21 protein-coding genes are annotated in these 23421 nt (G+C 68.8%); 4 read left to right on the forward strand and 17 right to left on the reverse strand.

Going from position 1 to position 23421, the window contains the following annotated elements; all coding sequences use genetic code 11:
- Position 1: 1 nt before the first annotated feature.
- The 5 genes from AP428_RS11975 to AP428_RS11995 form a co-directional block, all read right to left on the reverse strand.
- A complete protein-coding gene (locus AP428_RS11975; protein WP_006477703.1) occupies positions 2–307 on the reverse strand; it encodes a DUF485 domain-containing protein in 306 nt (101 codons plus the stop codon).
- Between the two features lie 95 nt (positions 308–402).
- Positions 403–1608, reverse strand: coding sequence for a CaiB/BaiF CoA-transferase family protein (locus tag AP428_RS11980; protein ID WP_054928081.1), 1206 nt, complete (start codon positions 1606–1608; stop codon positions 403–405).
- Positions 1609–1638: 30 nt separating this feature from the next.
- Positions 1639–2784, reverse strand: coding sequence for an acyl-CoA dehydrogenase family protein (locus AP428_RS11985; RefSeq protein WP_054928070.1), 1146 nt, complete (start codon positions 2782–2784; stop codon positions 1639–1641).
- Between the two features lie 14 nt (positions 2785–2798).
- Entirely contained in the window at positions 2799–4007 is a 1209-nt protein-coding gene (locus tag AP428_RS11990; protein ID WP_054928071.1) for an acyl-CoA dehydrogenase family protein, read from the reverse strand.
- Between the two features lie 38 nt (positions 4008–4045).
- Positions 4046–6172, reverse strand: coding sequence for a 3-hydroxyacyl-CoA dehydrogenase NAD-binding domain-containing protein (locus AP428_RS11995; protein ID WP_054928072.1), 2127 nt, complete (start codon positions 6170–6172; stop codon positions 4046–4048).
- A gap of 178 nt (positions 6173–6350) precedes the next feature.
- Between AP428_RS11995 and AP428_RS12000 the strand changes: the two genes are divergently transcribed.
- The 3 genes from AP428_RS12000 (at position 6351) to AP428_RS12010 (ending at position 11479) form a co-directional block, all read left to right on the forward strand.
- Entirely contained in the window at positions 6351–7313 is a 963-nt protein-coding gene (locus AP428_RS12000; protein WP_054928073.1) for a LysR family transcriptional regulator, read from the forward strand.
- Between the two features lie 101 nt (positions 7314–7414).
- Positions 7415–9289 (forward strand): gamma-glutamyltransferase, encoded by a 1875-nt coding sequence (ggt, locus tag AP428_RS12005; protein ID WP_054928074.1) that lies wholly within the window; start codon positions 7415–7417, stop codon positions 9287–9289.
- 378 nt (positions 9290–9667) lie between these two features.
- The gene (locus tag AP428_RS12010; protein WP_231691691.1) at positions 9668–11479 is read left to right on the forward strand and encodes a YadA family autotransporter adhesin; all 1812 of its coding nucleotides are present in this window, start codon (positions 9668–9670) and stop codon (positions 11477–11479) included.
- Positions 11480–11597: 118 nt separating this feature from the next.
- Here AP428_RS12010 and AP428_RS12015 read toward each other — a convergent pair whose 3' ends face one another.
- The 6 genes from AP428_RS12015 to AP428_RS12040 form a co-directional block, all read right to left on the reverse strand.
- Positions 11598–12563 carry an ABC transporter permease subunit gene (locus AP428_RS12015; protein WP_027806730.1) on the reverse strand — a complete coding sequence of 322 codons (966 nt, stop codon included), beginning with the start codon at positions 12561–12563 and terminating at the stop codon, positions 11598–11600.
- On the reverse strand, positions 12563–13360 hold the full coding sequence (locus AP428_RS12020; protein ID WP_012329291.1) for a taurine ABC transporter ATP-binding protein: 798 nt from the start codon (positions 13358–13360) through the stop codon (positions 12563–12565). Before AP428_RS12020 ends, AP428_RS12015 begins: the two co-directional genes overlap by 1 nt.
- A 40-nt stretch (positions 13361–13400) precedes the next feature.
- Complete coding sequence (gene tauA, locus AP428_RS12025) at positions 13401–14417, reverse strand: taurine ABC transporter substrate-binding protein (RefSeq protein ID WP_054928076.1); 1017 nt, start codon at positions 14415–14417, stop codon at positions 13401–13403.
- A 260-nt stretch (positions 14418–14677) separates the two neighbouring features.
- Positions 14678–15670: a lipoyl synthase gene (gene lipA / locus AP428_RS12030; RefSeq protein ID WP_006477693.1), complete on the reverse strand. Its 993-nt coding sequence runs from the start codon at positions 15668–15670 to the stop codon at positions 14678–14680.
- Positions 15663–16418, reverse strand: coding sequence for a lipoyl(octanoyl) transferase LipB (gene lipB / locus AP428_RS12035; protein ID WP_054928077.1), 756 nt, complete (start codon positions 16416–16418; stop codon positions 15663–15665). The genes lipA and lipB overlap by 8 nt, the downstream gene beginning before the upstream one ends.
- Before the next feature lie 84 nt (positions 16419–16502).
- Positions 16503–16829: a DUF2917 domain-containing protein gene (locus tag AP428_RS12040; RefSeq protein ID WP_006477691.1), complete on the reverse strand. Its 327-nt coding sequence runs from the start codon at positions 16827–16829 to the stop codon at positions 16503–16505.
- A 102-nt stretch (positions 16830–16931) separates the two neighbouring features.
- Here AP428_RS12040 and AP428_RS12045 point away from each other — a divergent pair, with 102 nt between their 5' ends.
- The gene (locus tag AP428_RS12045) at positions 16932–17921 is read left to right on the forward strand and encodes a transcriptional regulator GcvA (protein WP_006485238.1); all 990 of its coding nucleotides are present in this window, start codon (positions 16932–16934) and stop codon (positions 17919–17921) included.
- A 22-nt stretch (positions 17922–17943) separates the two neighbouring features.
- Here the strand turns inward: AP428_RS12045 and AP428_RS12050 are convergent, their stop codons facing one another.
- The 6 genes from AP428_RS12050 to AP428_RS12075 form a co-directional block, all read right to left on the reverse strand.
- Entirely contained in the window at positions 17944–18252 is a 309-nt protein-coding gene (locus tag AP428_RS12050; protein ID WP_011546305.1) for a YbeD family protein, read from the reverse strand.
- On the reverse strand, positions 18252–19178 hold the full coding sequence (locus tag AP428_RS12055) for a D-amino acid aminotransferase (protein WP_011546306.1): 927 nt from the start codon (positions 19176–19178) through the stop codon (positions 18252–18254). Before AP428_RS12055 ends, AP428_RS12050 begins: the two co-directional genes overlap by 1 nt.
- A gap of 48 nt (positions 19179–19226) precedes the next feature.
- Entirely contained in the window at positions 19227–20537 is a 1311-nt protein-coding gene (locus AP428_RS12060; protein ID WP_011694421.1) for a D-alanyl-D-alanine carboxypeptidase family protein, read from the reverse strand.
- A gap of 593 nt (positions 20538–21130) precedes the next feature.
- The gene (locus tag AP428_RS12065; RefSeq protein ID WP_006485236.1) at positions 21131–21775 is read right to left on the reverse strand and encodes an alpha/beta hydrolase; all 645 of its coding nucleotides are present in this window, start codon (positions 21773–21775) and stop codon (positions 21131–21133) included.
- Between the two features lie 13 nt (positions 21776–21788).
- Entirely contained in the window at positions 21789–22106 is a 318-nt protein-coding gene (locus tag AP428_RS12070; RefSeq protein WP_011694422.1) for a ferredoxin, read from the reverse strand.
- A gap of 154 nt (positions 22107–22260) precedes the next feature.
- The gene (locus AP428_RS12075) at positions 22261–23412 is read right to left on the reverse strand and encodes a VanZ family protein (protein ID WP_054928078.1); all 1152 of its coding nucleotides are present in this window, start codon (positions 23410–23412) and stop codon (positions 22261–22263) included.
- Between the last annotated feature and the right edge of the window lie 9 nt (positions 23413–23421).

Below are 23421 nucleotides of genomic sequence, written 5' to 3' on the forward strand. Positions count from 1 at the left end.
GTCACGAACGTTGCAGGATCGCGTCGACGCGGCGGTCGAACGCACGATTCGCGCGCAGCACGTAGCACGCGGTCAGGCCGATCGCGATCAGGATGATCGCGACGCCCGCGGCGATCCCGACCGTCGTCGTCGCGCCGCGGTACAGCGGCGCGGCGAGCACGTGCGGCGCGAGCGCGACGAGCAGGATGAAGCCGTAGTACGTGGCGATCATCAACGCGGTGAGCGTGAAGCTGAAGCGGCGCCGGGCCCGCACGAGCTGCTGGTAGTCGCGGCGCGCCGTGACCGATTCGATGACGGAAAGCTCCATGGTGTCTCCATTTCCGGCTCATCATTGCGAGCGGTGTTTTGTGGAATGGTCGGCGCGCGTCGACTCACCGCCCGCGCCGCGGCGGAACAAGCGATCTACACGACGCGATCCGCCCGCAGCCGCGCGACGTCCTCCGCCGACATCCCGAGCCAGCCGCCGAGCACCGCCTCGGTATCGGCGCCGAGCACCGGCGGCGCGCCGCGCACCGGCAGCCGCGCGCCGTCGAAGCGATACGGCGGCGCGAGCACGTCGACCGCGCCCGCGGCCGGATGCGGCTGCCGCGTGACGAGCCCGGCGCGGGTGGCGCGTTCGGACGTCAGCGCTTCGTGCAATCCGAGCACTTCGCCGCACGGAATGCCCGCGTCGGCGAGCGCCGCCAGCAGCGTCGCGCGCGACCGCCGCGCGAGTTCGCGGCGAATCTCGGGCAGCAGGTCGGCACGATTCTGCGAGCGGCCGAGGTTGGTCTTGTAGCGTTCGTCGGCCGCGAGATCGGGCCGCTCGATCGCGTCGCAAAAGCGAGCGAACTGCGTGTTGTTGCCGACCGTGATCACGAGCGGGCCGTCCGCCGCGTCGAACACGCCGTACGGCACGATCGACGGATGCGCGTTGCCGTAGCGCGGCGGGTCCTCGCCCATCAGCAGCGCGTCGAGCCCGTAGTACGCGGTGATCATCAGCCCGCAATCGAACAGCGCCATCTCGATGCGCCGCCCGCGCCCGGTCGCATGGCGTTCGTACAACGCGGCGAGGATCGCCTGCGCCGAATACATGCCGGTGAACAGGTCGACCGCCGCGACGCCGAACTTCAGCGGCGGCTGGCCGGCCTCGCCATTCAGCGCCATCAACCCGGCCTCGCCCTGCACGACGAGGTCGTAGCCGGGCCGCGCGGCCTCGGCGCCCGACCGGTCGTAGCCCGAGATCGCGCAGTGCACGAGGCGCGGATTCAGTTCGGCCAGCGCGTCGTAGCCGAGCCCGAGTTTCTCCGCGCCGCCGCACTTGAAGTTGTGGATCAGCACGTCGGCCTGCGCCGCCAGCTCGCGCGCGATGCGCTGGCCGGCTTCCGTCTGCAGGTCGACGCAGATCGACCGCTTGCTGCGGTTCACGCTGTTGAAATAGGTGGTTTCGGTGTCGCCGATCCGCAGCCCCCAGTCGCGCGTATCGTCGCCGCGCGCCGGATGCTCGACCTTGATCACTTCCGCACCGAAATCGGCGAGCACCATCGCGCACCACGGGCCCGCGAGCACGCGCGAGAAATCGAGCACCTTCACGCCGGCCAGCGGCAACGCGCGCGGTTCGTTCGTCATCGTTGTCTCCTCCATTCGCGCCGTGCGCCCTTACTGTTTCGACAGCGCGATGTAGCGCGCGAGATGGTGATCCTCGTCGCCGAGCTGGTGATCGATCATCACCAGCCGCTTCGCGTAGTGCGACAGCGGCAGCTCCCACGTCATCCCGATTCCGCCGTGCAGCTGGATGCTTTCCTCGGCGACGAGCGTGCCGATCCGGCCGATGCTGTATTTCGCCGCCGCGAGTGCGCGCTCGCGCACCGCGCGCGGCGCATCGAGCTGCGCGGCCGCGTTGATCACGGCCGAGCGCGCCTGCTCGACCTCGAGCAGCAGGTCGGCCATCCGGTGCTGCAGCGCCTGGAAGCTGCCGATCGGCATCCCGAACTGCTTGCGCGTGCGCAGGTAGTCGAGCGTGTGCTCCTTCGCGACGTCCATCGCGCCGAGCGCTTCCGCTGACAGCGCGAGCAGCCCGTAGCCGAGCACGCGTTCGAGCAGCTCGGCGCCCGCTTCGCCGTCGAGCGCAGCCGGCGCGCCGAGCGCGGCGTCGGCCGGCAATGCGACACGCTCGAAGCGCACTTCGGCCGCGCGGCCGCCGTCGATCTTCTTGTAATCGCGCAACGACACGCCCGGCGCATCGGCCGGCACGACGAACAGGCCGATGCCGGCCGCGTCGTCGTCGTTGCCGGACACGCGCGCGCTGACGACGAAGAACGCCGCCTGCGCGGCCTGGTCGACGACGCCCTTCGCGCCGGTCAGCACCCAGCCGTCGCCCGAACGTTCGGCGCGCGTGCGCACCGTCGTCAGTTCGTAATGCGAGCCCGGTTCGTCGTGCGCGAACGCGGCGCTCGCGCTGCCGTCGATCAGCGCGGCGAGCCGGTCGCGATGCGCGGCGCCACCGGCGAGCGCGAGCGCACGGCCCGCGAGCAGCGCGCCGAGGAACGGCTCGACGACGAGCCCGCGCCCGAGGCATTCGAACACCACGGCGATGTCGAAGCCCGCGCCGCCGAAGCCGCCGTCGGCTTCGGCGAACAACGCGCCGACCGTGCCGAGTTCGGCGAAGCGCTGCCACATCGCGCGGTCGAAGCCTTCGGCCGACTGCGCGATGCGGTCGCGCACCGGGAACGCGTACTGTTCGGCGATGAAGCGGTTCAACGTGTCCGCCAGCATCCGGCGGTCTTCTGTGTGCTGAAAATCCATCGTCGCGTCCCTCGTTACAGCCCGAGCATCAGCTTCGCGATGATGTTCTTCTGGATCTCGTTCGAGCCGCCGAAGATCGACAGCTTGCGGTTGTTGAAATACTGCTGCGCGGCGCTCGCGGCTTCTTCCGGGCCGACCGGTTCGCCGTCGTAATCGGCGTCGAGCGCGTCGTCGACGAACGGCTGCGCGTACGGCCCCATCGCGCGCCGCATCAGCGCAGTGATCTCCTGGCGGATCTGCGTGCCGCGGATCTTCAGCATCGAGCTTTCCGCGCCCGGCACGCCGCCGCCCGCGACCGCGGCCAGCACGCGCAGGTTGGTCGTGCGCATGTTTTCCAGTTCGATCTCGACGCGGGCGAGCCGCGCCGCGAAGAACGGATCGTCGGCCAGCGGCCGGCCGTTCTTCGTGACCTTCGCGGCCACCGCGCGCAGCCGGTCGAGCGCGGCGGTCGAGAAGCCGATCCCCGCGATGTTGGTGCGCTCGTACGTGAGCAGGTATTTCGCGTAGGTCCAGCCGCGGTTCTCTTCGCCGACCAGGTTCTCGACCGGCACGCGCACGTCGGTGAAGAACACCTCGTTCACCTCGTGCTCGCCGTCGAGCGTGATGATCGGGCGCACCTCGACGCCCGGCGTATTCATGTCGATCAGCAGGAAGCTGATGCCCTCCTGCTTGCGCACGTCGGTCGCGGTGCGCACGAGACAGAAGATCATGTTCGCGTAGTGGCCGAGCGTGGTCCACGTCTTCTGGCCGTTCACGACGTAGTGAGCGCCCTGCGCATCCACACGCCGCACCGCGCTCGTCTTCACCGCCGCGAGATCGGAACCGGCGCCCGGCTCCGAATAACCCTGGCACCACCAGTCGGTGCCGTCGAGAATGCGCGGCAGCCAGTGACGCTTCTGCGCTTCGTTGCCGTACTTGATCAGCACCGGGCCGAGCATGTTCACGCCGAACGGCACGATGCGCGGCGCGCCGGCGAGCGCGCATTCGTTGTCGAACAGGAATTTCTGCGCGACGCTCCAGCCGGGGCCGCCGTATTCGCGCGGCCAGTGGCTCGCGAGCCAGCCGCGCGCATTGAGGATCGCGTGCCATTCGCGCATGTCGTCGCGCGTCAGGTGCAGGCCGCCCTTCACCTTGCGCGCGGTGCGCGCCGGCAGTTCGGCGGCGAGGAAGCGCTGCACTTCCGTGCGGAAGGCTTCCTCTTCGGGAGTGAAATTCAGGTCCATCTTCGGTCCGTGGCAAATGCGGTGGGTGCGGTGGGTGTTCAGTCGATGCGGTTCAGGCTCGCGAAATCGGCGCCGCGCGCGACGAGATCGACGAGCAGCGGCGACGGCTTCCAGAACAGCGGATCTTCCTTCGCGAACGCGCGGATATCGGCGAGCACGTTCGCGAGGCCGACCGTGTCCGCGTAGTGCATCGGGCCGCCGCGATAGCGCGGGAAGCCGTAGCCGTACAGGAACACCGCGTCGACGTCGAGCGGGCGCAGCGCGATCTTCTCGTGCACGACGTTCGCGCCTTCGTTGATCATCGCGGCGAGGTAGCGGCGCAGGATCTCGTCGTCGGTGAAGGTGCGCGGCGTGATGCCCTTCTTCGCGCGTTCTTCCGCGACGATCGCGTCGACTTCCGGGTCGGGCGTGCCGACGCGCGCGCCGTCCGGATACAGGTAGTAGCCGCGGCCGGTCTTCTGCCCGAACCAGCCGCGCTCGCACAGCCGGTCGGAAATCTCCACGTAGCGCGCGTTCGGATCGCGCGTCGCCGCGCGGCGCTTGCGGGTCGCCCAGCCGATGTCGCCGCCCGCGAGATCGACCACCTGGAACGGGCCCATCGGGAAGCCGAACCCGCGCACCGCGCGATCGATCTGGTACGGCGACGCGCCGTCTTCCATCAGGTAGTCGGCAGCCGTCCGATAAACGGCGAGGACCCGGTTGCCGATGAAGCCGTCGCATACGCCCGCGCGCACCGGCGTCTTCTTCAATTGCTTGGCCAGCGCGAACGCGGTCGCGACGACGTCCGGGCTCACCCGCGCCGGCACGACGATCTCCAGCAGCTTCATCACGTTGGCCGGCGAGAAGAAATGCAGGCCGATCACGTCGGCCGGCCGGTCGATGCTCGCGGCGAGCGCGTCGATGTCGAGATACGACGTATTGGTCGCGAGCACCGCGCCCCGCTTGCACACGCGGGCGAGTTCGGCGAACACGGCCTGCTTCACGGCCATGTCCTCGAATACGGCTTCGATCACGACATCGGCCTGCGCGAGCGCGTCGTACGACGTGCTGCCCTTGAAGCGCGCGAGCCGCGCCGCGTGCGCGGCCGGCGTCATCCGCCCTTTCGCGACGAGGCCGTCATACACCTTCTCGACGTGCGCCCGGCCGCGCGCGAGCGATGCTTCGTCGCGCTCGATCATCGTCACCGGCAGCCCGGCGTCGAGCGCCGCGACCGCGATGCCCGCGCCCATCGTGCCGCCGCCGACCACGCCGATCCGCTCGACCGGCCGCGGGTTCGCGCGGCGCGCCTCGGGCGCCTTCGCCGCTTCGCGTTCCGCGAAGAACGCATGCACGAGGCCCGCGCGCTGCGGGCTGTCGAGGCATTGCAGGAACAGGCTGCGTTCGAGCTTCATCCCGGCGTCGAACGACTGCGTGAGCGCGGCCTCGACCGCGTCGACGATCTTCGCCGGCGAGAACAGGCCCCGCGCCTTCTTCGGCAATTCCACGCGCGCCGCGTCGATCGCGGCCTGCGCGGCCGCGCGGTCGGCCAGCCCCTGCGCGTCGCGCGTGCGGCGCACCGGCGCGCCGAGCGACACAAGTTCCTGCGCATACGCGAGCCCTTCGGCGAGCGTGTCGTCGCTGTGCGCGATGCGATCGACGAGGCCGAGCGCGAGCGCTTCCTCGGCGCTCGCATGGCGACCCGTCAGCATCAGGTCGAGCGCGGCCTTCGCGCCGATCAGGCGTGGCGCGCGCTGCGTGCCGCCCGCGCCGGGCAGCAGGCCGAGCGTCACTTCGGGCAGCCCGAGCTTCGCGCCGGGCACCGCGAGCCGGTAATGCGCGGCCAGCGCGACTTCGAGGCCGCCGCCGAGCGTCGCGCCGTGCAGCGCGACCACGACCGGCTTGGTACCCGATTCGATCCGCTCGCACACGTCGGGCAGCGACGGCGGTACGGGCGGCTTGCCGAATTCGCGGATGTCGGCGCCCGCGATGAAGTTGCGGCCGGCGCCGACGATCAGCACCGCACGGATCGCGTCGTCGGCCTGCGCGGCGTCGAGCGCGTCGGCGAGGCCGCGCCGCACGTCGGCGGACAGCGCATTGACGGGCGGATGGTCGATCGTGACGACGAGCACCTTGTCGCGCCGTTCGCGCGTGACCGTGCCGGTTGGGGGGATGGCGGGGGAATTCATGGCGTCTCCTTCGAAGCTGTCGAGGCAGCAGGCATGCCCTGATTCTCGATTGATCGAGATTCATTGACAATTCCCGCACGCCTTTACAAGCTGTCAAATCTGACTTGACACTGAATGTTTTCGGACCGTGTCGGACCGCTTCGATCCGATTAACGGGCCAGATCAGGAGAGACCCCGCATGGACCTGAACGCGCTGACGCTGCTCGTCGAGATCCTCGACGCCGGCAATCTCAGCAAGGCCGCCCAGCGGCTGAAGATGAGCCGGGCGAACGTCAGTTACCGGCTCAACCAGCTCGAGCGCTCGATCGGCCAGCAGCTCGTGCGGCGCACGACGCGCCGCATGGAGCCGACCGAGATCGGGCTGAAGCTGTACGAGCACGGCCGGCGCATCCGCAACGAGCTGCTCGCCGCGCAGGAATCGGTGACGACGCTCGGCCAGGACCTGCAGGGCCGCGTGCGGCTGTCGGTGCCGAGCGGCTACGGGCAGATCGTGATGTCCGACTGGCTGCTCGCGTTCAAGCGGCGGCATCCGGGCATCGTGCTCGACGTGGTGTTCGAGAATCGCGTGGAAGACCTGATGCGCGACGAAGTCGACATCGCGATCCGCGTGATGTCCGAGCCGCCGCAGAACCTGGTCGCGCGCGACATGGGCGCGGTGCGCTACGTCGCCTGCGCGTCGCCCGCGTTCGCGGCCGCGCACGGGATGCCGGCGAGCCTCGGCGCGCTGGCCGCGGCCCCGGTCGTCACCGCGACGGTGATGGGCCGGCAGCTCCGCATCGCCGCGTATCTCGGCGACGAACGCCACGAGGTGCTGCTCGAGCCGACGCTGATTTCGGAGAACTTCCTGTTCCTGCGCCAGGCGATCCTCGCGGGCATCGGCGTCGGCATCGTGCCCGACTACGTGATGCAGGACGACCTGCGGCACGGCACCGTCGTCACGTCGCTCGATGCGTACCGGCTCAGCATCTTCGGTACCCACATGTACATGCTGTACATGCCGAACCGCCACCACACGCGCGCGACTTCCACGTTCATAGAGTTCCTCCTCGAACAGGCCGGAAAGTCCGGCCGGGGCGGGCCCGGCGGGATGCGTCAGGGTTTCCTGTCGGATGACAAGCCGGCGGGCCCGCGGCGACAATAGCGCGCCGGGGTGGGCCGCACCGTTGCGCCCGCACCGACGTAAACGTCAACGTCAACATCAACGCCGCCGTCTCCTTCGAATTCACTGCTGCCGAGGGTTCAATGTTCGACCGGATTCGTCCGCATTCGCGTCCCTGGACGCTGCTCGCCGCCGTCGCGTTCGTCGCGTTGAACGCCGGCTGCACGTCCCCGTCCGCGCCGTCGGGCGCCGTCGTCCCGGTCGCCGCCGCGTCGGGCGCGGCCGTCCCGCTGCCCGGCGTTCACGCGCCCGAACCGTCGTCCGGCTGGACCGACAAGTCGGGCTGGACCTCGCAGCACTTCATGATCGCGGCCGCGAACCCGCTCGCGACGCAAGCCGGCTACGACATGCTGAAGGCGGGCGGCACCGCGATCGATGCGGCCATCGCGACGCAGATGGTGCTCGCGCTGGTCGAGCCGCAATCGTCGGGCATCGGCGGCGGCGCGTTCATGCTGTACTTCGACGGCAAGACGACGCAGGCGTACGACGGCCGGGAAACCGCGCCGGCCGCCGCGACCGAGCGCCTCTTCTACGGGCCGACCGGCCAGCCGATGAGCTTCTACGAAGGTGTCGTCGGCGGGCGCTCGGTCGGCACGCCGGGCGTGCTGCGCATGCTCGACGCCGCGCACCGCGCGCACGGCAAGCTGCCGTGGCGCCGGTTGTTCCAGCCGGCCATCCGGCTCGCCGAGCGCGGCTTCACGATCAGCCCGCGCCTGGCGATGCTGATCGCGAACGACAGGTACCTGAAGAACGACCCGGCCGCCCGCGCGTACTTCTACAACGCGGACGGCACGCCGAAGGCCGCCGGCACGGTGCTGAAGAACCCGGCGCTCGCGACCGTGCTGCGCCAGGTCGCCGACCGCGGCGCGAACGCGTTCTATGGCGGCGCGATCGCGCGCGACATCGTGACGAAGGTGCGCAAGCACCCGACCAACCCGGGGCTGCTGTCGCTGCAGGATCTCGCGCGCTACAAGGCGAAGGTGCGCGCGCCGCTGTGCGCCGACTACCGGCGCTCGGTCGTGTGCGGGATGCCGCCGCCGTCGTCGGGCGGCCTCGCGATCGCGCAGATGCTCGGCATCCTGGAAGCGATGCCCGACTGGCAGCAGATCGGCGCGCAGAAACCGGTGCGCAACGAGGTCGGCTACGAGCCGACGCCGTTCGCCGCGCACCTGTTCAGCGAAGCCGGGCGCCTCGCGTACGCGGACCGTGCGCGCTACGTGGCCGATCCCGATTTCGTGCCGCTGCCGGGCGGCACCTGGGCGAGCCTCACCGACAAGACCTATCTCGCGCAGCGCGCGCGGCTGATCGGCGACACCAGCATGGGCGTCGCGCAAGCCGGCACGCCGCAGGGCGCGGCGCTCGCGCTGGCCGACGACCGCAGCCCCGAATTGCCGTCGACCTCCGACATCGCGATCGTCGACCGCTACGGTCAGGCGCTGTCGATGACGACCAGCATCGAGGACGCGTTCGGCTCCCGGTTGATGGTGCGCGGCTTCATGCTGAACAACCAGCTCACCGATTTCTCGTTCGCGTCGAACGACAACGGCCGGCCGATCGCGAACCGCGTGCAGCCGGGCAAGCGACCGCGCTCGGCGATGTCGCCGGAACTCGTGTTCGACAAGAAGACGAAGCAGGTGACGATGATCGTCGGTTCGGCCGGCGGCCCCGCGATCATCAATCACGTGACGAAGACGCTGGTCGGCGTGCTCGACTGGGGCATGACGATGCAGCAGGCGATCGCGCTGCCGAACTTCGGGTCGATGAACGGGCCGACGCAGCTCGAACGCGGCCGCGTGTCGGACGCGCTCGCCGACGGGCTGAAGGGCCGCGGGCACGACGTGCAGATCGTCGAGATGAACTCGGGGCTGCAGGGCATCCAGCGGCTGAACGTGCAGGGGCAGACGGTGTGGTTCGGCGGCGCGGACCCTCGTCGGGAAGGGGTCGCGATGGGCGATTGAGCGGACGATGTTCGTCCGTCGGTGGTGGTGTGCGTGAATCGACGTACATCGCCCATGGGGCCCTGGCGTTCATGCGCCATGCGCCCCCGCCCTCTCTGCGCGCCCGCCGGCCCTGGCCGCGCGCTGCCTCAACGCCCCACCTGTACCCGATCCATCCCGGCGACACCGCCGGCACGCGATCATGCGCTCGTAGCGCGTCCTATATCCGCCCAATCAATTTCGAAACTGTCTGATCGACGGCGCCTGCGTGCGTCCGTATAGTCGCTCCCCTTACATCGGGGCGACGTGATTGCGGTTCACCGCACACGCACCACCACACTTCGCCCCCGCCTTTCGACGAAGCCGCACAGGCGTCATTCGGCTGCGTCACGCATAACGTTGATCAGGACTACGATTAATATGTCAGGTATCTCCGCTGCACACTCGCGTACGACGCGTGCCCGCTCGCATGCTTCGCTCAAACGACAACGCACGCCGTCCGCCCGCCTGTCGGCGCTCGCCCTCGCCATCGCCGCACTCGCGCCGTGCTACGGCCACGCGTCCGGCACCGATCTCGTCGAGACCAACCTGATCGTCAAGGGCGGCGACAGCGGCGACCCGATCGCCTCGGGCGCCGGCTCGATCGCAATCGGGGCGGGCGCGAAGGCGACCGGCGAAACCGGTGGCGATTATTCCGCGATCGCGATCGGTGACAGAGCCGTCGCCAATGGTCGCTCGACCATCGCCGTCGGCGAAGCGGCGAACGTCCACGGCGATCGCTCGAGCGCCTTCGGCGTGTCGTCAAGCGTCAACGCGAATCGCGCGCTGGCGCTCGGCGCGGACGCGAAGGTCACCGCGCACGGTGCGGTCGCGCTCGGCCAGGGCAGCGTCGCCGACCGCACGAACACCGTGTCGATCGGCACGGCGGACACCCAGCGCCAGCTCGTCAACCTCGGCGCAGGCACGCGCGACACCGACGCAACCAACCTGTCGCAGTTGAAGCCCGTGGTCGCGGCGCTCGGCGGCGATGCGGCCGTCAACGCGGACGGCACCGTGCGCGGCCCGAACTACACGGTGGACGGACGATCGTTCAACACCGTCGGCGGTGCGCTGACCCAACTCGACGGACGCGTCACGACGATCGACGGGCGTGTCACCACCGTCGAAAACAACGTCACGTCGATCCGCAACGACGTCACCGATCTCGGCACGCGGCTCGACAACGGCACGACCGGCCTCGTCCGGCAGGACCCGGCGAATCTCGCGATCTCGATCGGCGCCGACAAGGGCGGCACGTCGGTCAGCGTCGGCGGCACTGACGGCACGCGCACGCTGACCGGCCTGTCGAACGGCACCGGCGATACCGACGCCGTGACGGTCGCGCAGCTCAAGGCGACCGGGCTGATCGATCCGAACGGCAAGGCGCTCGGCGCGATCGTGTACGACGACCTGACGCTGAATCGCGCCACGCTCGGCGGCGTCGGCGGCACCTTGCTCGACAACGTCAAGGCAGGCGCGATCGCGGCGAGCAGCATGCAGGCCGTCAACGGCGGGCAGCTCTTCTCGACGCAGCAGCAATTCGAAACGCGCCTGGAATCGCTCGACACGCGCATCAAGAACATCGAGCAGGTCGGCCCGAACACCCGGCCGCCGACCGGGCAGGGCGGCCAGCTGGCGCAGTTGGGTGACGGCTCCGGCGCGACCGGCTCGGATTCGATGGCGCTCGGCCCGAACTCGAGCGCATCCGGCAACGGCAGCCTCGCGATCGGCAACAACACGACCGCATCGAGCCAGAATTCCGTGGCACTCGGCAACGGCTCCGTCGCCGATCGCGACAACACGGTGTCCGTCGGCGCACCGGGGCAGGAGCGGCAGATCACCAACGTCAAGGCCGGCACCGCGCCGACCGACGCCGTGAACGTGCAGCAACTGAACGACCACATCGGCAGCGTTCGTTCCGACATGGATCATTACCGGCGCGACGCGAGCGGCGGTATTGCGTCGGCGGTGGCGATCGCGAACTTGCCGCAGGCATCGCTGGCAGGCGAAAGCATGGTGGCGATCGCCGGCGGCACCTACAGCGGGCAGTCGGCCGTCGCGTTCGGCCTGTCGACCGCCACCCGCAACGGGCGCTGGGTGGTCAAGGCGTCCGGGTCGACCAATACTCGCGGCACGGTCGCGGTCGGCGCCGGCGCCGGCTATCGCTGGTAACGCGCCACGGCGACATTAGCCGCATCAAACAACAGGGGCCGGGTTCGTTCGATACGAACCCGGCCCCTCGGTCTTCTCGACACGGGCACCCACCGTAAGTCCTTTCCGCCTGTACGGCCTACCCTCGCCCCTTCCACGGCACCACCCGCCGCTCGACCCAGCGCATCGCCAGATCGAACAGCCATGCGATCGCGCCGATGATCAGGATGCCCATCACGACGATGTCGGTGCGCAGGAAACTCGATGCGTTGAGCACCATCTGCCCGAGCCCGGCCGTCGCGGCGACCATCTCGGCCGCGACGAGCGTCGTCCAGCCGAACCCGATCGCGATCCGCAGGCCGGTGAGGATCTCCGGCAGCGCGGCCGGCAGCACGACATGGCGCACGATCTGCGCGAAGCTGCCGCCGAGCGAATACGCGGCGTTGATCTGCTCGACGGTTGCCGCACGCACGCCGGCGCGCGCGGCCATCGCGATCGGCGCAAAGCAGGCGAGAAAGATCACGACCAGCTTCGCCGTTTCGTCGATGCCGAACCAGATCACGACGAGCGGCAGATACGCGAGCGGCGGCAGCGGCCGATAGAATTCCAGCAACGGATCGAGCACGCCGCGCGCGATGCGGCTCACGCCCATCAGGATGCCGGCCGGCACGCCGATCGCGGTCGCGAGCAGGAACGCGCCGAACACGCGCGCGGCGCTCCACAGCAGATGTTCGGACAACGGCAGGCCGCCCTGGATGCGACCGTGCCATGCATCGACGAACGCGGTCCACACTGCTTCCGGTGCGGGCAGGAACAGCGGCGGCAGCCACTGGAAATGCGTCGCGACCCACCAGAGCGCAGCCAATGCCGCGATCGTCGCAGCGCTCAACCCGGCCGTCTTTCCTTGCCCCGGCAACCGGTAACGATGTGATGTCCGGGCGGGACGCACCGCATGGCGCTGTTGCGCCGCGCGCGCATCCCGTTCGGAGTCGGCGGTCGCGCGATCGGCCGCCCAGGAATCCTGCGTGCTCATGTCGTCCTGCCTGTGCAATGTACTGATCCGGCCGCGCCCGACGGACGCACCCTGCCGCGCGAACTCGTGCATCACGCGGGCTCCGCGACCGCCTCGTCGCGATGCAGGTACGCGATCAGCCGCTCGCGCCACCCGATGAAATCCGGCGATGACTTCACCGCACGCGCGTCGCGCGATTCGACGTAGCGGCGCGCGAACGGCAACTCGAAGGTTTCGGCGATGCGACCGGGGCCCGGCGTCATCACGACGAGACGCGTCGCGAGGAACAACGCCTCCTCGACGTCGTGCGTGATGAAGAACACCGTCTTGCCGGTGCGCGCCCACACGTCGAGCACGAGCGCCTGCATCGTGCCGCGCGTCATCGCATCGAGCGCGCCCATCGGTTCGTCCATCAGCAGCACGCGCGGGTCGCTGGCGAGCGCACGCGCGATGCCGACCCGCTGCTGCATCCCGCCCGACAGTTCATACACGCGTGCATGCGCGTGGCGCTCGAGACCGACGAGCGTCAGCATCTCGCGCGCCCGCGCTTCGCGTTCGGCCTTCGACACGCGCGCAAAGCGCAACCCGAGCGCGACGTTGTCGAGCACGTCGAGCCACGGCAGCAACGCGTATTTCTGGAACACGACGCCGCGATCGGCGCCGGGGCCCGTGATCGGCACGCCGTCGACGCGCACGTCGCCCGTCGTCGGCGCGACGAAGCCGGCCATGCAGTTCAGCAGCGTGGTCTTGCCGCATCCGGACGCACCGAGCGCGACGACGAATTCACCGGCATCGATGCGCAGGTCGACCTGCGCGAGCGCCTGCGTCGTCGGCCTGCCGCGCTCGCCCGGATAGGCAACCGATACCTGGCGGACTTCCAGCGTGCTCATGATCGAAGGCCTCCGCGATGAGTGGGCTGAGTGGCCGCGCTCAGCGCGCGGCCTTCTGCACGAACTGCGGATCGACGCCGACCGAATAGTCGGACAGCACCGTCTGGATCGTGCCTTGCGATTTGAGGAACGTGGCCGTGGCCGCGAGCGACTTCGCGGCGCCCGATTGCGCGCCGCCGCCGAGCCACGTCGGCGATACCTGTTCGGCCGCCGTCGGGAATGCGTAGAGCGCGAGGCTGGCCGGCACGTCCTGCGCGTTCGCGCCGGACACCTTCGCGACCGCCGCGACCTGCGGCGAGCCGACCTTCCACGCCGCCGCATGCGCGCGGTAGTCGGCGTCCGCCGCCGCGAGCACCTTCACGAAGCGCGTGACGAACTCGGGGTTCTCGCGCGCGAACTTGCGGCTCACGACGAAGCCGTCGAAGGTCGCCTTGCCACTTTCTTTCGCAACCTGGCCGGACGTCGTCAGCACGGTGCCCGACTGCTTGACCTTCGCGAGCACCGGGTCCCAGATATAGGTCGCGTCGATGTCGCCGCGCGTCCATGCGGCGGCGACTTCGGGCGGACGCAGGTTGACGATCTTCACGTCGTTCGGATTGACGCCCGCGGCCTGCAGCGCGACGAGCGTATGGAAGTGCGACGTCGACACGAACGGCACGCCGATCTTCTTGCCCTTGAGCGCGGCGATGCTGGTCACGCCCGAGCCGTTGCGCGCGACGAGCGCCTCGGCGTCGTTGATGTTGTCGAGCACCCAGAACAGCGAGATGTCGAGCCCCTGCGACAGGCCTGCCGCGATCGGGCTCGAGCCCGCTTCGCCGAGCTGCACGGAGCCCGACGCGAGCGCGCGGATCACGTCGGCGCCGCTGTCGAGCTTGCGGAACGTGACCTTGTAGCCGGTCGCCTTTTCGACTTCACCGCTCGCCTGCGCGTAGCGCCACGGTACGACCATGTCCTGGTACGCGATCACGACTTCGCGCGATTCGGCGTGCGCCGCGCCGAGCGCGGCAAAGGCGGTCAGCGCGACGACGGCGCGGCGGATGAAGCTGAAACGGGACATGCGGCTCTCCTTCGGAATGCGGGCATTGCTGCGGGAGAGCCGACTTTACGGGCTTTGCGCGCGGCGGGAGCGAACTTATCCTGCGAAGCTATCGATGCCGTTTCAGCTTTGCTTTCCACGCTAGACCGGATTGCGCATCCGGTCGGATGACGATTGCCGCGCGCATGCACGGATAACCGCCGCGTCAACGAAAAAGCCCGCATCGCTGCGGGCTTTTTTCGACTGCTCGAGACTGTTGCAGATGGAAGTGAGCGCGACGCTCAGACCACCCCGGCCCCATGCGCCTGCAGATCGGCGTGATAGCTCGAGCGCACCATTGCGCCGACGGCCGCGTGCGTGAAGCCCATCTTGTACGCCTCTTCCTCGTACATCTTGAACGTGTCCGGATGCACGTACGCCCGCACCGGCAGGTGGTGCTCGGACGGCTGCAGGTACTGGCCGATCGTCAGCATGTCGACGTCGTGCGCGCGCAGGTCGCGCATCACCTGCAGGATTTCCTCTTCCGTCTCGCCGAGGCCGACCATCAGGCCCGACTTCGTCGCGACGTCCGGATGCAGCGCCTTGAAGTCCTTCAGCAGCTTCAGCGAGTGCGCGTAGTCCGAACCCGGGCGCGCTTCCTTGTACAGGCGCGGCACCGTTTCGAGGTTGTGGTTCATCACGTCGGGCGGCGCGGCGTTCAGGATCGAGATCGCGCGGTCGAGACGGCCGCGGAAGTCCGGCGTCAGGATCTCGATGCGCGTGTCCGGCGACTGCGCACGCGTTTCGCGAATGCACTCGACGAAGTGGGCGGCGCCGCCGTCACGCAGGTCGTCGCGGTCGACGCTCGTGATCACCACGTACTTGAGCTTGAGCGCCGCGATCGTGCGCGCGAGGTTCTTCGGTTCATCCGCGTCGAGCGGATCGGGACGGCCGTGGCCGACGTCGCAGAACGGGCAGCGGCGCGTGCACTTGTCGCCCATGATCATGAACGTCGCGGTGCCCTTGCCGAAGCATTCGCCGATGTTCGGGCAGCTCGCTTCCTCGCACACGGTGTGCAGGTTGTGCTCGCGCAGGATCGTCTTGATCTCGTTGAAACGCGAGCTGCCGGTGGCCGCCTTCACGCGGATCCACTCGGGCTTCTTCAGCTTTTCGATCGGAATGACCTTGATCGGGATGCGCGCCGTCTTCGCCTGCGCCTTCTGCTTGGCGGTCGGATCGTAGGCCGGGGTCGCGGCCGTATCGGCCGGTGCGGGAGAAGCGGTAACGTCAGTCATTCGATTGTTCCAGTGCGTGCGGCTTGTCGGCGGCCGCGGATGCGCCGTCGAGGTTGGCGATCAGACGGCCCACCAGCGTGTGGGCGACGTCGTTCCAGTCGGCGGCAACCGCGAGGCTCGCCATGTCGACGGTTTCCAGTCCGGCATAGCCGCACGGGTTGATCGCAAGAAACGGGCGCAGATCCATCTTCACGTTCAGGCTCAGCCCGTGATAGCTGCAGCCGTTGCGGATCTTCAGGCCGAGGGCCGCGATCTTCGCGCCCTCGTGCACGCCGGACGCCACGTAGATCCCGGGCGCGCCCGCCTTGCGGACCGAAGCGAGATTATACGCCGCGAGGGTTTCGATCACGGCCTCCTCGATCTTCGTCACGAGCGTGCGCACCATCAGCTTGCGCCGGCGCAGGTCCAGCAGCAGGTAGACGACGATCTGGCCGGGGCCGTGGTAGGTGATTTGTCCGCCGCGGTCGACCTTCACGAGCGGCACGCCGCTGTCGGCCACCAGCAGGTGGGCCGGGTCGCCGGCCTGGCCGAGCGTGTAGACGGGCGGATGCTCGACCACCCAGATTTCGTCGCCGGTGTCGGCCGTGCGCGTGTCGGTGAACGCGCGCATCGCGTCGAAGCTCGCCTCGTACGCCTCGCGGCCCCGCCACCGCACGGTGACCGGCTGGACCGGCTGATCCGGGGCTCCGGCGGGCGATGCGGAAACGGCGACAGGCGTGGACACGATGGAAACCGGCGAAACGGACATGGGCGGTAGTTTACCGAAAACCCGTGGGTCTCGCCGGCCTGGGGAGGGGGACGGATCGCCGGTATCCGTCGGATGAAATGACGGTCAGACCGTGCGCCAGCCGTCGTGGAACAGCGCGCTCACGCGTTCGCGCAGCCGGGTCAGCCCGCCCAGCGCGACTTCCCGCGGCGGCCGCGACACCGAGAACGCGACGCACGCGCCCTCGCGGCCTTCCGCGCTGAGCCACAGCCGCTCGCCGCGACGCAGCTTGAGCGTCTCGCCGTCGACCAGGAAGTAGTCGTCCACGTCGTTGCTGCGCGTCGCCCAGATCGGCCCGCACTGGACGGTCAGCCGCGTGCTGCGCTGCACCTTCATCGGCACGGTCTCGCCGGCGGGAATTTCAAAGGTGATGCTTGAAGAAATTTCTTGCATGATCGACTCCGCCAATAAGTGCTTCGATGGCTACAATCGTAGTCATTCAAAGGCGTCCGACCAAACGACCAATTTTCACGTCGATGTGAGGAAAATTAGCAAATGGACCTCCGCCAGCTCCCGGCGCTGAACGCGATTCGCGCATTCGAAGCCGCCGCCCGCCACGAGAACTTCTCGCGCGCCGCCGACGAGCTGTTCGTCACGCACGGCGCGGTCAGCCATCAGGTGCGCGCGCTCGAGGAAGAGCTCGGCGTGCAGCTGTTCACGCGCAACGGCAAGCGGCTGTGCCTGACCGACGCCGGCATGCGCTACGCGCAGCAGATCCGCACCGCGCTGATGGTGATCGCCGACGCGACGCGCGACGTGCGCGCGAGCGACCGCGACCGGCGGCTGGTGGTGTCGATGCTGTCGTCGTTCGCCGCGCGCTTCATCACGCCGCGCATCGGCACGTTCATCGAGCGGCATCCGGAAATCGACGTCGAGCTGCAGTCGACCAATTCGCTGACCGATTTCGCGCGCGACGACGTCGATCTCGCGATCCGCTTCGGCTTCGGCAGCTATCCGGGGCTCCACGTGGAGCCGCTGTTCGAGGAGGTGTTCTTTCCGGCGTGCGCGCCGACGCTGAACGGCGGCAAGCTGCCGCAAACGCCCGCCGATCTCGTGCACTACCCGCTGCTGCGCTCGGACGACGAGCTGTGGCGACCGTGGTTCGACGCGGCCGGGCTCGATACGCTGACCGAGCCGAAACGCGGGATTCTGTACCAGGATTCGTCGAACCTGCTGCTGGCCGCGATCGAGGGCCAGGGCATCGCGCTGGTGCGCCGCTCGCTCGCGGTGCACGACCTGCTCGACGGGCGCATCGTGCGCCTGTTCGACATCGACGGGCCGAGCCCGTGGCACTATTTTTTCGTGTGCCCGCCGCCGCTGCTGAACACGCCGCGCGTGCAGGCGTTCCGGACCTGGCTGTTCGAGGAAGTGGCCGAATACAAGCGGCTGTGCGACGAGCTGGACGCGCGGCGCGCGGCGGGGAAATGCCCCGCCGAGTGCGCGCTGGAAGGAGGATGGAAAGGGATCAGCGGCCGATTGCGCTGATCCCGGACGCCGGAACGAGCGCTTAAAGGACGACCTTGACCATCGGATGGCCGGTCAGCGCACGGTAGATGTTGTCGAGCTGCTCCTGGCTCGTCGCGCGCACGGTGATCGTGAGGCCCGTGTAATTGCCGCCGCTCGACGCACGCTCCTCGATCTTCTCGACGTCGATCTCGTTGTCGTGAACGGCCACGACCTTGAAGATCGTGTCCTTGAATTCGGGGTGCGCCTTGCCCATGATCTTGATCGGGAAATCGCACGGAAACTCCAGCAGCGACTCCTTCCGGGTCTCGATCGCGCCGGTCACCTCGACGGTTTTGGTCGGTTCGCTCATCATTTTCTCCGGGTCAGGTCAAACTGTTCAAATTCGCGTGCCTTCGCACGCTGGTACGCGTCATACAGCGCCGCGAACACGGGGCCCGGCTTGCCGCCCTGCACGGGCAGATCGTCGAGCGACGTCACAGGCAGGATTTCCTTGGTTGCCGACGTCAGCATGATCTCGTCGGCCGAGCGCAGCTCGACCTCGCTGATCTCGCGCGCGACGAACCGGATCCCGCACTCTTCGGCCAGCTGCTCGACCAGCGCGTAGCGGATCCCTTCGAGGATCTTGTTGCTGCGCGGCGGTGCGAACAGTTCGCCGTTCTTCACGATCCACACGTTCGACGACGAGCCTTCGGTCACGTTGTCGTCGCGCAGCTGGATCGTCTCGAACGCGTCGCGTTCGGCCGCATGCTGCGCCATCAACACGTTGCCGAGCAGCGAGATCGACTTGATGTCGCAATGCAGCCACCGGCGATCCTCGGCCGTCACGCAGCGCACGCCCTTCGCGCGCTCCGCTTCCGACGGCAGGCGCAGCGGGCTCGTCATCGCGAACACGGTCGGCACCGCGTTCGCCGGGAACGCGTGGCCGCGCTTCGCGACGCCGCGCGTCACCTGCAGGTAGACGAGCGCGTTGCCGTCGCCGAGGCCTTCGGCATTCGCCGCGACCACCCGCTCGATCAGCGCGCGCCAGCCCGCCGCATCGTGCGGGTTGTCGATGCCGATCTTCTTCAGGCTGCGCGCGAGCCGGTCCAGATGCTGTTCGATCCGGAACGGCACGTGCGCGCCGTCGTGCGCATAGACGGGCACGACTTCATACACGCCGTCGCCAAAAATGAACCCGCGGTCGAGCACCGGGACACGGGCTTCGGACAGCGGCACCAGTTCCTCCTGCGCCGAGACGCTGAGGTAGACGATCGGTTCGAATTCGGCTTGGCTCATAGCTATGACAGATGGGGATGAAGTCGTGAAAACAAAGGCCCGTCGTGCTTACTTCTTCTTGCTGAACATCAGCAGGATCGAGTCCCAGATACGTCCGAAGATACCCGCTTCCGGCACGGCCTGCAGCGCGACGACCGGGAATTCGGACAGCGTCTTGCCGTCGGCGACGATCTTCACGGTGCCGACCTGCTGGCCTTCGGCGAGCGGCGCGATCAGCGGCGCGTTGACGTCGACTTCGGTCTTGACCTTGTCGCCGAGGCCGCGCGGCACGGTCGCCCACTGGTCGCCCTTCACGCCGACCTGCACGGTGTTGTCCTTGCCCTTGTAGATGCGCGGCGTCGAGATCGCCTGGCCGCCCTTGAACAGGCGCACCGAATCGAACGCGCTGTAGCCGTAGTTCAGCATCTTCATGCTGTCCTGCGTACGCTCGCTTTCCTTCTGCTCGCCCATCATCACCGACACCAGGCGGCGCTGGCCGTCGACGCCCGGGATCGCGCGCTTCGCCGACGCGATCAGGCAGTAACCGGCCGCCTGCGTATGGCCGGTCTTCAGGCCGTCGACCGTCGGGTCGAGCCACAGCAGCCGGTTGCGGTTGCCCTGGCGGATGTTGTTGTACTTGAATTCCTTCTCCGAGAAGATGCTGTAGTACTGCGGAAAATCGCGGATCAGGTGGGCCGACAGCTTCGCGAGGTCGCCGGCCGTCGTGTAGTGGTTCGGGTCGGGCATGCCGTTCACGTCGGCGAAGTGCGTGCCCTTCATGCCGAGGCGCCCTGCCTCGTCGTTCATCATCGTGACGAACTGCCCTTCGCTGCCGCCGACGAGCTCGGCCAGCGCGATCGCGGCATCGTTGCCCGACTGGATGATCATCCCGTACACGAGGTCGTGCACGGACACCGGCTTGTTCGCCTCGATGAACATGCGCGACTCGTCGCGGCCGACGCGGCGCACTGCGTCGCTCGGCGTGACGATCTGCTCCATCGAGATCTTCTTCTTGTCGAGCGCCTCGAACACGAGGTAGGCCGTCATCAGCTTCGTCAGCGACGCCGGTTCCACGCGTTCGTCCGCATTGCCCGATGCGAGCACCGTGTTGCTCGTCGCGTCGACGAGCACCCACGAGCGCGCGTTCACACCCGGCGGCGGCACCGCGCCCGGCATGTAGGTCGCGGGCGCGCCGGTGAACTGCTCGGCGGCCGGCGCCGCATGCGCGGCCTTGGCCTTGGCGGCCGGCTTCGCCTCGGCGACGACGATCGTCGAGGCGAGCGCGACGGGCAGCATCACGCCGAGCGCGACGTTGCGCGCGGCGGTGCCGAAGGCGATGGAGGAAGCGAGGGACTTGAGGCCTTGGGAAGACAGACGCATGATCGATTCAGGCTGATGGCAGAAAGTGCGGTGCGAGACGCGCAGGGTTGAACGGCAAGGCGGCGGGCGTCTCGGGCACTCGCCCGACACCGTCGGGCGACGCGAAACGCGCCGGTTGGACTCGTGCGGGCGCGTTCGGTTCGCGGCCGTCGCGAGCGGGCGGACAGGCGGCGAAACGAGCGCCGCATGGGCCCAGCCGGGCCGCGGGCAACGCGAAATGCGGCCATTATACGTGGCCGCGAACGGCGTTTTCGCGAACCTGGCGGCGGACACCCGCATACCGGTTGCGAGAGCATCGCACGGGCATGCAGCGGACACCCGCATACCGGTTGCGAGAGCATCGCACGGGCATGCAGCGGACACACGCGCTCGAAGCCGCGCGAAAGGTGTGCGCAGGCGGCATGCAAGTCGGGTTGCGCCGCCATGCGGCAGGCGTCGCGCCGTGCGGGGCGGCGCGATGTTGCGTGAAGTTTCGGGAAGGGGCGCGCCTCAGCCGCCCGGGCGCCGGTGCGCGGTGCGGTCGCCGGCGCTCACGCCGGCCATCGCATGCAGGCCAGGGGCCTGTTCACACTGGTGACGGGCTTGCGCCAGCCCTAGCGCCACGCGTCGACGATGATGCGCTTCAGCACGTGCAGCTTGCGATGGAGAAAATGCTCGGCGCCGGGGATCACGACGACCGGCAGCTCCTGCGGCCGCGCCCAGTCGTACACCGACGCGATCGGCACCGTGTCGTCGGTTTCGCCGTGGATCACGAGCGTGTTCTCCGGCACGTCGGCCACTTGCCAGCGGCTCGCGGCCGTGCCGACGAACACCATCCGCTCGATCGTCTCGCCCGCGTCGCGCAACCGCTTCGCGACGTGCGACAGCACGAAGGTGCCGAACGAGAAGCCCGCGAGCACGAGCGGCAGGTCCGCATACGCGGGCTGCGCGCGCATGTGCGCGAGCACCGCGAGCAGGTCGTCGGCCTCGCCCGTGCCGTTGTCGTGCACGCCCTCGGTCGCGCCGACGCCACGGAAATTCGACCGGTAGACGACGTAGTTCAACTGCACGAGCGTGCGCGCGAGCGTCTGCGCGACCTTGTTGTCCATCGTGCCGCCGAACAGCGGATGCGGATGCGCGACGAGCGCGATGCCGCGCGGCGCGGCGCCGCCTTCGCGCACGGCGTCGGGCAGGTCGACCGCGATTTCGATCTGGCCGATCGGGCCCGCGATCAGCGATTTCTGCGTATGAACGTTCATTCGGCCGGCCCGCTCAGATCTTCAGGCGGTCGACGACCTTGCCGTCGCGCAGGTGCGACTCGACGATCTCGTCGATGTCGGCCTGATCGACGTACGTGTACCACGTGCCTTCCGGATACACGACCATCACCGGCCCTTCCTCGCAGCGGTCGAGGCAGCCGGCCTTGTTGATGCGGACCTTGCCGGGCCCCGCGAGACCGAGTTCCTTCACACGCTTTTTCGCGTATTCCTGCATGGTCTGTGCATCGCATTGCGCGCAGCTCGGGCGTTCGGCGCCCGGTTCGCGTTGATTCAGGCAGAAGAAGACGTGGTGCTGGTAGTAGGAATCCATGATGGTGACGAGCGGCCCGGCACGAAGCCGTGCGGAAAGAGGGGCGATGGATTGCCGTTGCGCGAGGCGGCAACGGAGGATGCGGACGATTATAGCGACCGGCGCACGCGGCTGCCCGCGGCACGGCCGCCGCCGCACGGCCCCGGCCGTCGCGTCAGCGGCGCAGCGCGGCCGGCAGCCACGCGTGTTCGACGCGCTGGCCGAGCCAGATCAGCGCCGCGTAGGGCCAGATCCATGCGAGCCAGCGCGCGATGCTGTTGAAGTGCACGTAGCGGCCCTGTCGCCACCCCGACAGCGTGAAGTCGAAGAACGGGTTGACCGGCAGCAGGTTCACGAGCGCGACGCCGGCCAGCAGCGCGAGCGCCGCGAGCAGCGCGCGCCACGTCGCCGGCACGCGCAACGCGACGAGCGCCGCCGCGAAACCGAGCTCGATGCCGAGCCGCGCGCCGGGCGTCGCCCACACGACGACGAGGCCGGTGGCCGACTGCATGAACGTCGCGGCCGCCTTCAGCACGAGCGTGGCAACCACCAGCGCGATCAGCAGCCGGATGCGCGGCGCGCGCGCGCGCATCGCGAGCGACGCGATCGCCAGCGCGGCGAACAGCATCAGCCCGCCGAGCACGGCTTCCCATGCGGAATCGGACAGCCAGCCGTCGACCCGCTCGGGCCATTCGCTGACGCGCCATGCGGCCGGCAGCCACGCGAGCAGCGCGTCCTGCATTGACGCGTCGGCGCGCTCCCACAGCGCGGCCGGCCAGTCGCCGATGCCGAACAGGAACGGCGACGGAAACACGATCGCGAACGGCCACAGTGCAGCGAGCAGCAGCGGCGTCGCGCCGTCGGGCTCCAGCCACGCGAAGCGCAGCCGGCGCAGCGCGCCGCGGTCGAGCAGCGCGCCGGTGGCCGGCGCCGCGAGCGCCGCGCCCAGCAGCGCGCCGAGCGCGTTGGCGCCGAGATCGAGATTCGACGCGACGCGCGTCGGCAGGTAGGTCTGCAGCGCTTCCATCGTGCCCGACAGCAGCACGCCGAGCCCGCCCGCGATCAGCGTCGCGGCCACGCCGCGCCAGCGCGGATGCAGCGCGAGCACGCCGAGCGCGCCGAACGGCAGATAGCCGAGCACGTTCGTGACCACGTCGAATGCGGTTACATAGCGCTGCATCGGCGCGAACAGGTAATCGAACGGGCCGATGCCGAGCGACACCCAGCCTTCGAACGGATACAGCGACGCATAGACGATCAGCGCCGCGTAGGCGGCAAACGCCTGCCGCGCGAGCGGCGACGCGCGATGCGTGCCGGGCACGTTCATCGCGGATGC

This window comes from Burkholderia sp. E168m22 (assembly GCF_001319805.1).
GTDB lineage: Bacteria > Pseudomonadota > Gammaproteobacteria > Burkholderiales > Burkholderiaceae > Burkholderia > Burkholderia orbicola.

What these genes read in the sequence shown, in the direction of transcription:
- AP428_RS11990 (WP_054928071.1), bottom strand. Translation starts at nt 4,007, where the DNA reads ATGGACCTGAATTTCACTCCCGAAGAGGAAGCCTTCCGCACGGAAGTG.
- AP428_RS12000 (WP_054928073.1), top strand. Translation starts at nt 6,351, where the DNA reads ATGGACCTGAACGCGCTGACGCTGCTCGTCGAGATCCTCGACGCCGGC.
- AP428_RS11995 (WP_054928072.1), bottom strand. Translation starts at nt 6,172, where the DNA reads ATGAATTCCCCCGCCATCCCCCCAACCGGCACGGTCACGCGCGAACGG.
- AP428_RS12050 (WP_011546305.1), bottom strand. Translation starts at nt 18,252, where the DNA reads ATGAGCGAACCGACCAAAACCGTCGAGGTGACCGGCGCGATCGAGACC.
- AP428_RS12055 (WP_011546306.1), bottom strand. Translation starts at nt 19,178, where the DNA reads ATGAGCCAAGCCGAATTCGAACCGATCGTCTACCTCAGCGTCTCGGCG.
- AP428_RS12020 (WP_012329291.1), bottom strand. Translation starts at nt 13,360, where the DNA reads ATGAGCACGCTGGAAGTCCGCCAGGTATCGGTTGCCTATCCGGGCGAG.
- AP428_RS12040 (WP_006477691.1), bottom strand. Translation starts at nt 16,829, where the DNA reads ATGCAAGAAATTTCTTCAAGCATCACCTTTGAAATTCCCGCCGGCGAG.
- AP428_RS12060 (WP_011694421.1), bottom strand. Translation starts at nt 20,537, where the DNA reads ATGCGTCTGTCTTCCCAAGGCCTCAAGTCCCTCGCTTCCTCCATCGCC.
- AP428_RS12065 (WP_006485236.1), bottom strand. Translation starts at nt 21,775, where the DNA reads ATGAACGTTCATACGCAGAAATCGCTGATCGCGGGCCCGATCGGCCAG.
- AP428_RS11985 (WP_054928070.1), bottom strand. Translation starts at nt 2,784, where the DNA reads ATGGATTTTCAGCACACAGAAGACCGCCGGATGCTGGCGGACACGTTG.
- ggt (WP_054928074.1), top strand. Translation starts at nt 7,415, where the DNA reads ATGTTCGACCGGATTCGTCCGCATTCGCGTCCCTGGACGCTGCTCGCC.
- lipA (WP_006477693.1), bottom strand. Translation starts at nt 15,670, where the DNA reads ATGACTGACGTTACCGCTTCTCCCGCACCGGCCGATACGGCCGCGACC.
- AP428_RS12070 (WP_011694422.1), bottom strand. Translation starts at nt 22,106, where the DNA reads ATGGATTCCTACTACCAGCACCACGTCTTCTTCTGCCTGAATCAACGC.
- AP428_RS11975 (WP_006477703.1), bottom strand. Translation starts at nt 307, where the DNA reads ATGGAGCTTTCCGTCATCGAATCGGTCACGGCGCGCCGCGACTACCAG.
- AP428_RS11980 (WP_054928081.1), bottom strand. Translation starts at nt 1,608, where the DNA reads ATGACGAACGAACCGCGCGCGTTGCCGCTGGCCGGCGTGAAGGTGCTC.
- AP428_RS12045 (WP_006485238.1), top strand. Translation starts at nt 16,932, where the DNA reads ATGGACCTCCGCCAGCTCCCGGCGCTGAACGCGATTCGCGCATTCGAA.
- AP428_RS12015 (WP_027806730.1), bottom strand. Translation starts at nt 12,563, where the DNA reads ATGCACGAGTTCGCGCGGCAGGGTGCGTCCGTCGGGCGCGGCCGGATC.
- AP428_RS12075 (WP_054928078.1), bottom strand. Translation starts at nt 23,412, where the DNA reads ATGAACGTGCCCGGCACGCATCGCGCGTCGCCGCTCGCGCGGCAGGCG.
- tauA (WP_054928076.1), bottom strand. Translation starts at nt 14,417, where the DNA reads ATGTCCCGTTTCAGCTTCATCCGCCGCGCCGTCGTCGCGCTGACCGCC.
- lipB (WP_054928077.1), bottom strand. Translation starts at nt 16,418, where the DNA reads ATGTCCGTTTCGCCGGTTTCCATCGTGTCCACGCCTGTCGCCGTTTCC.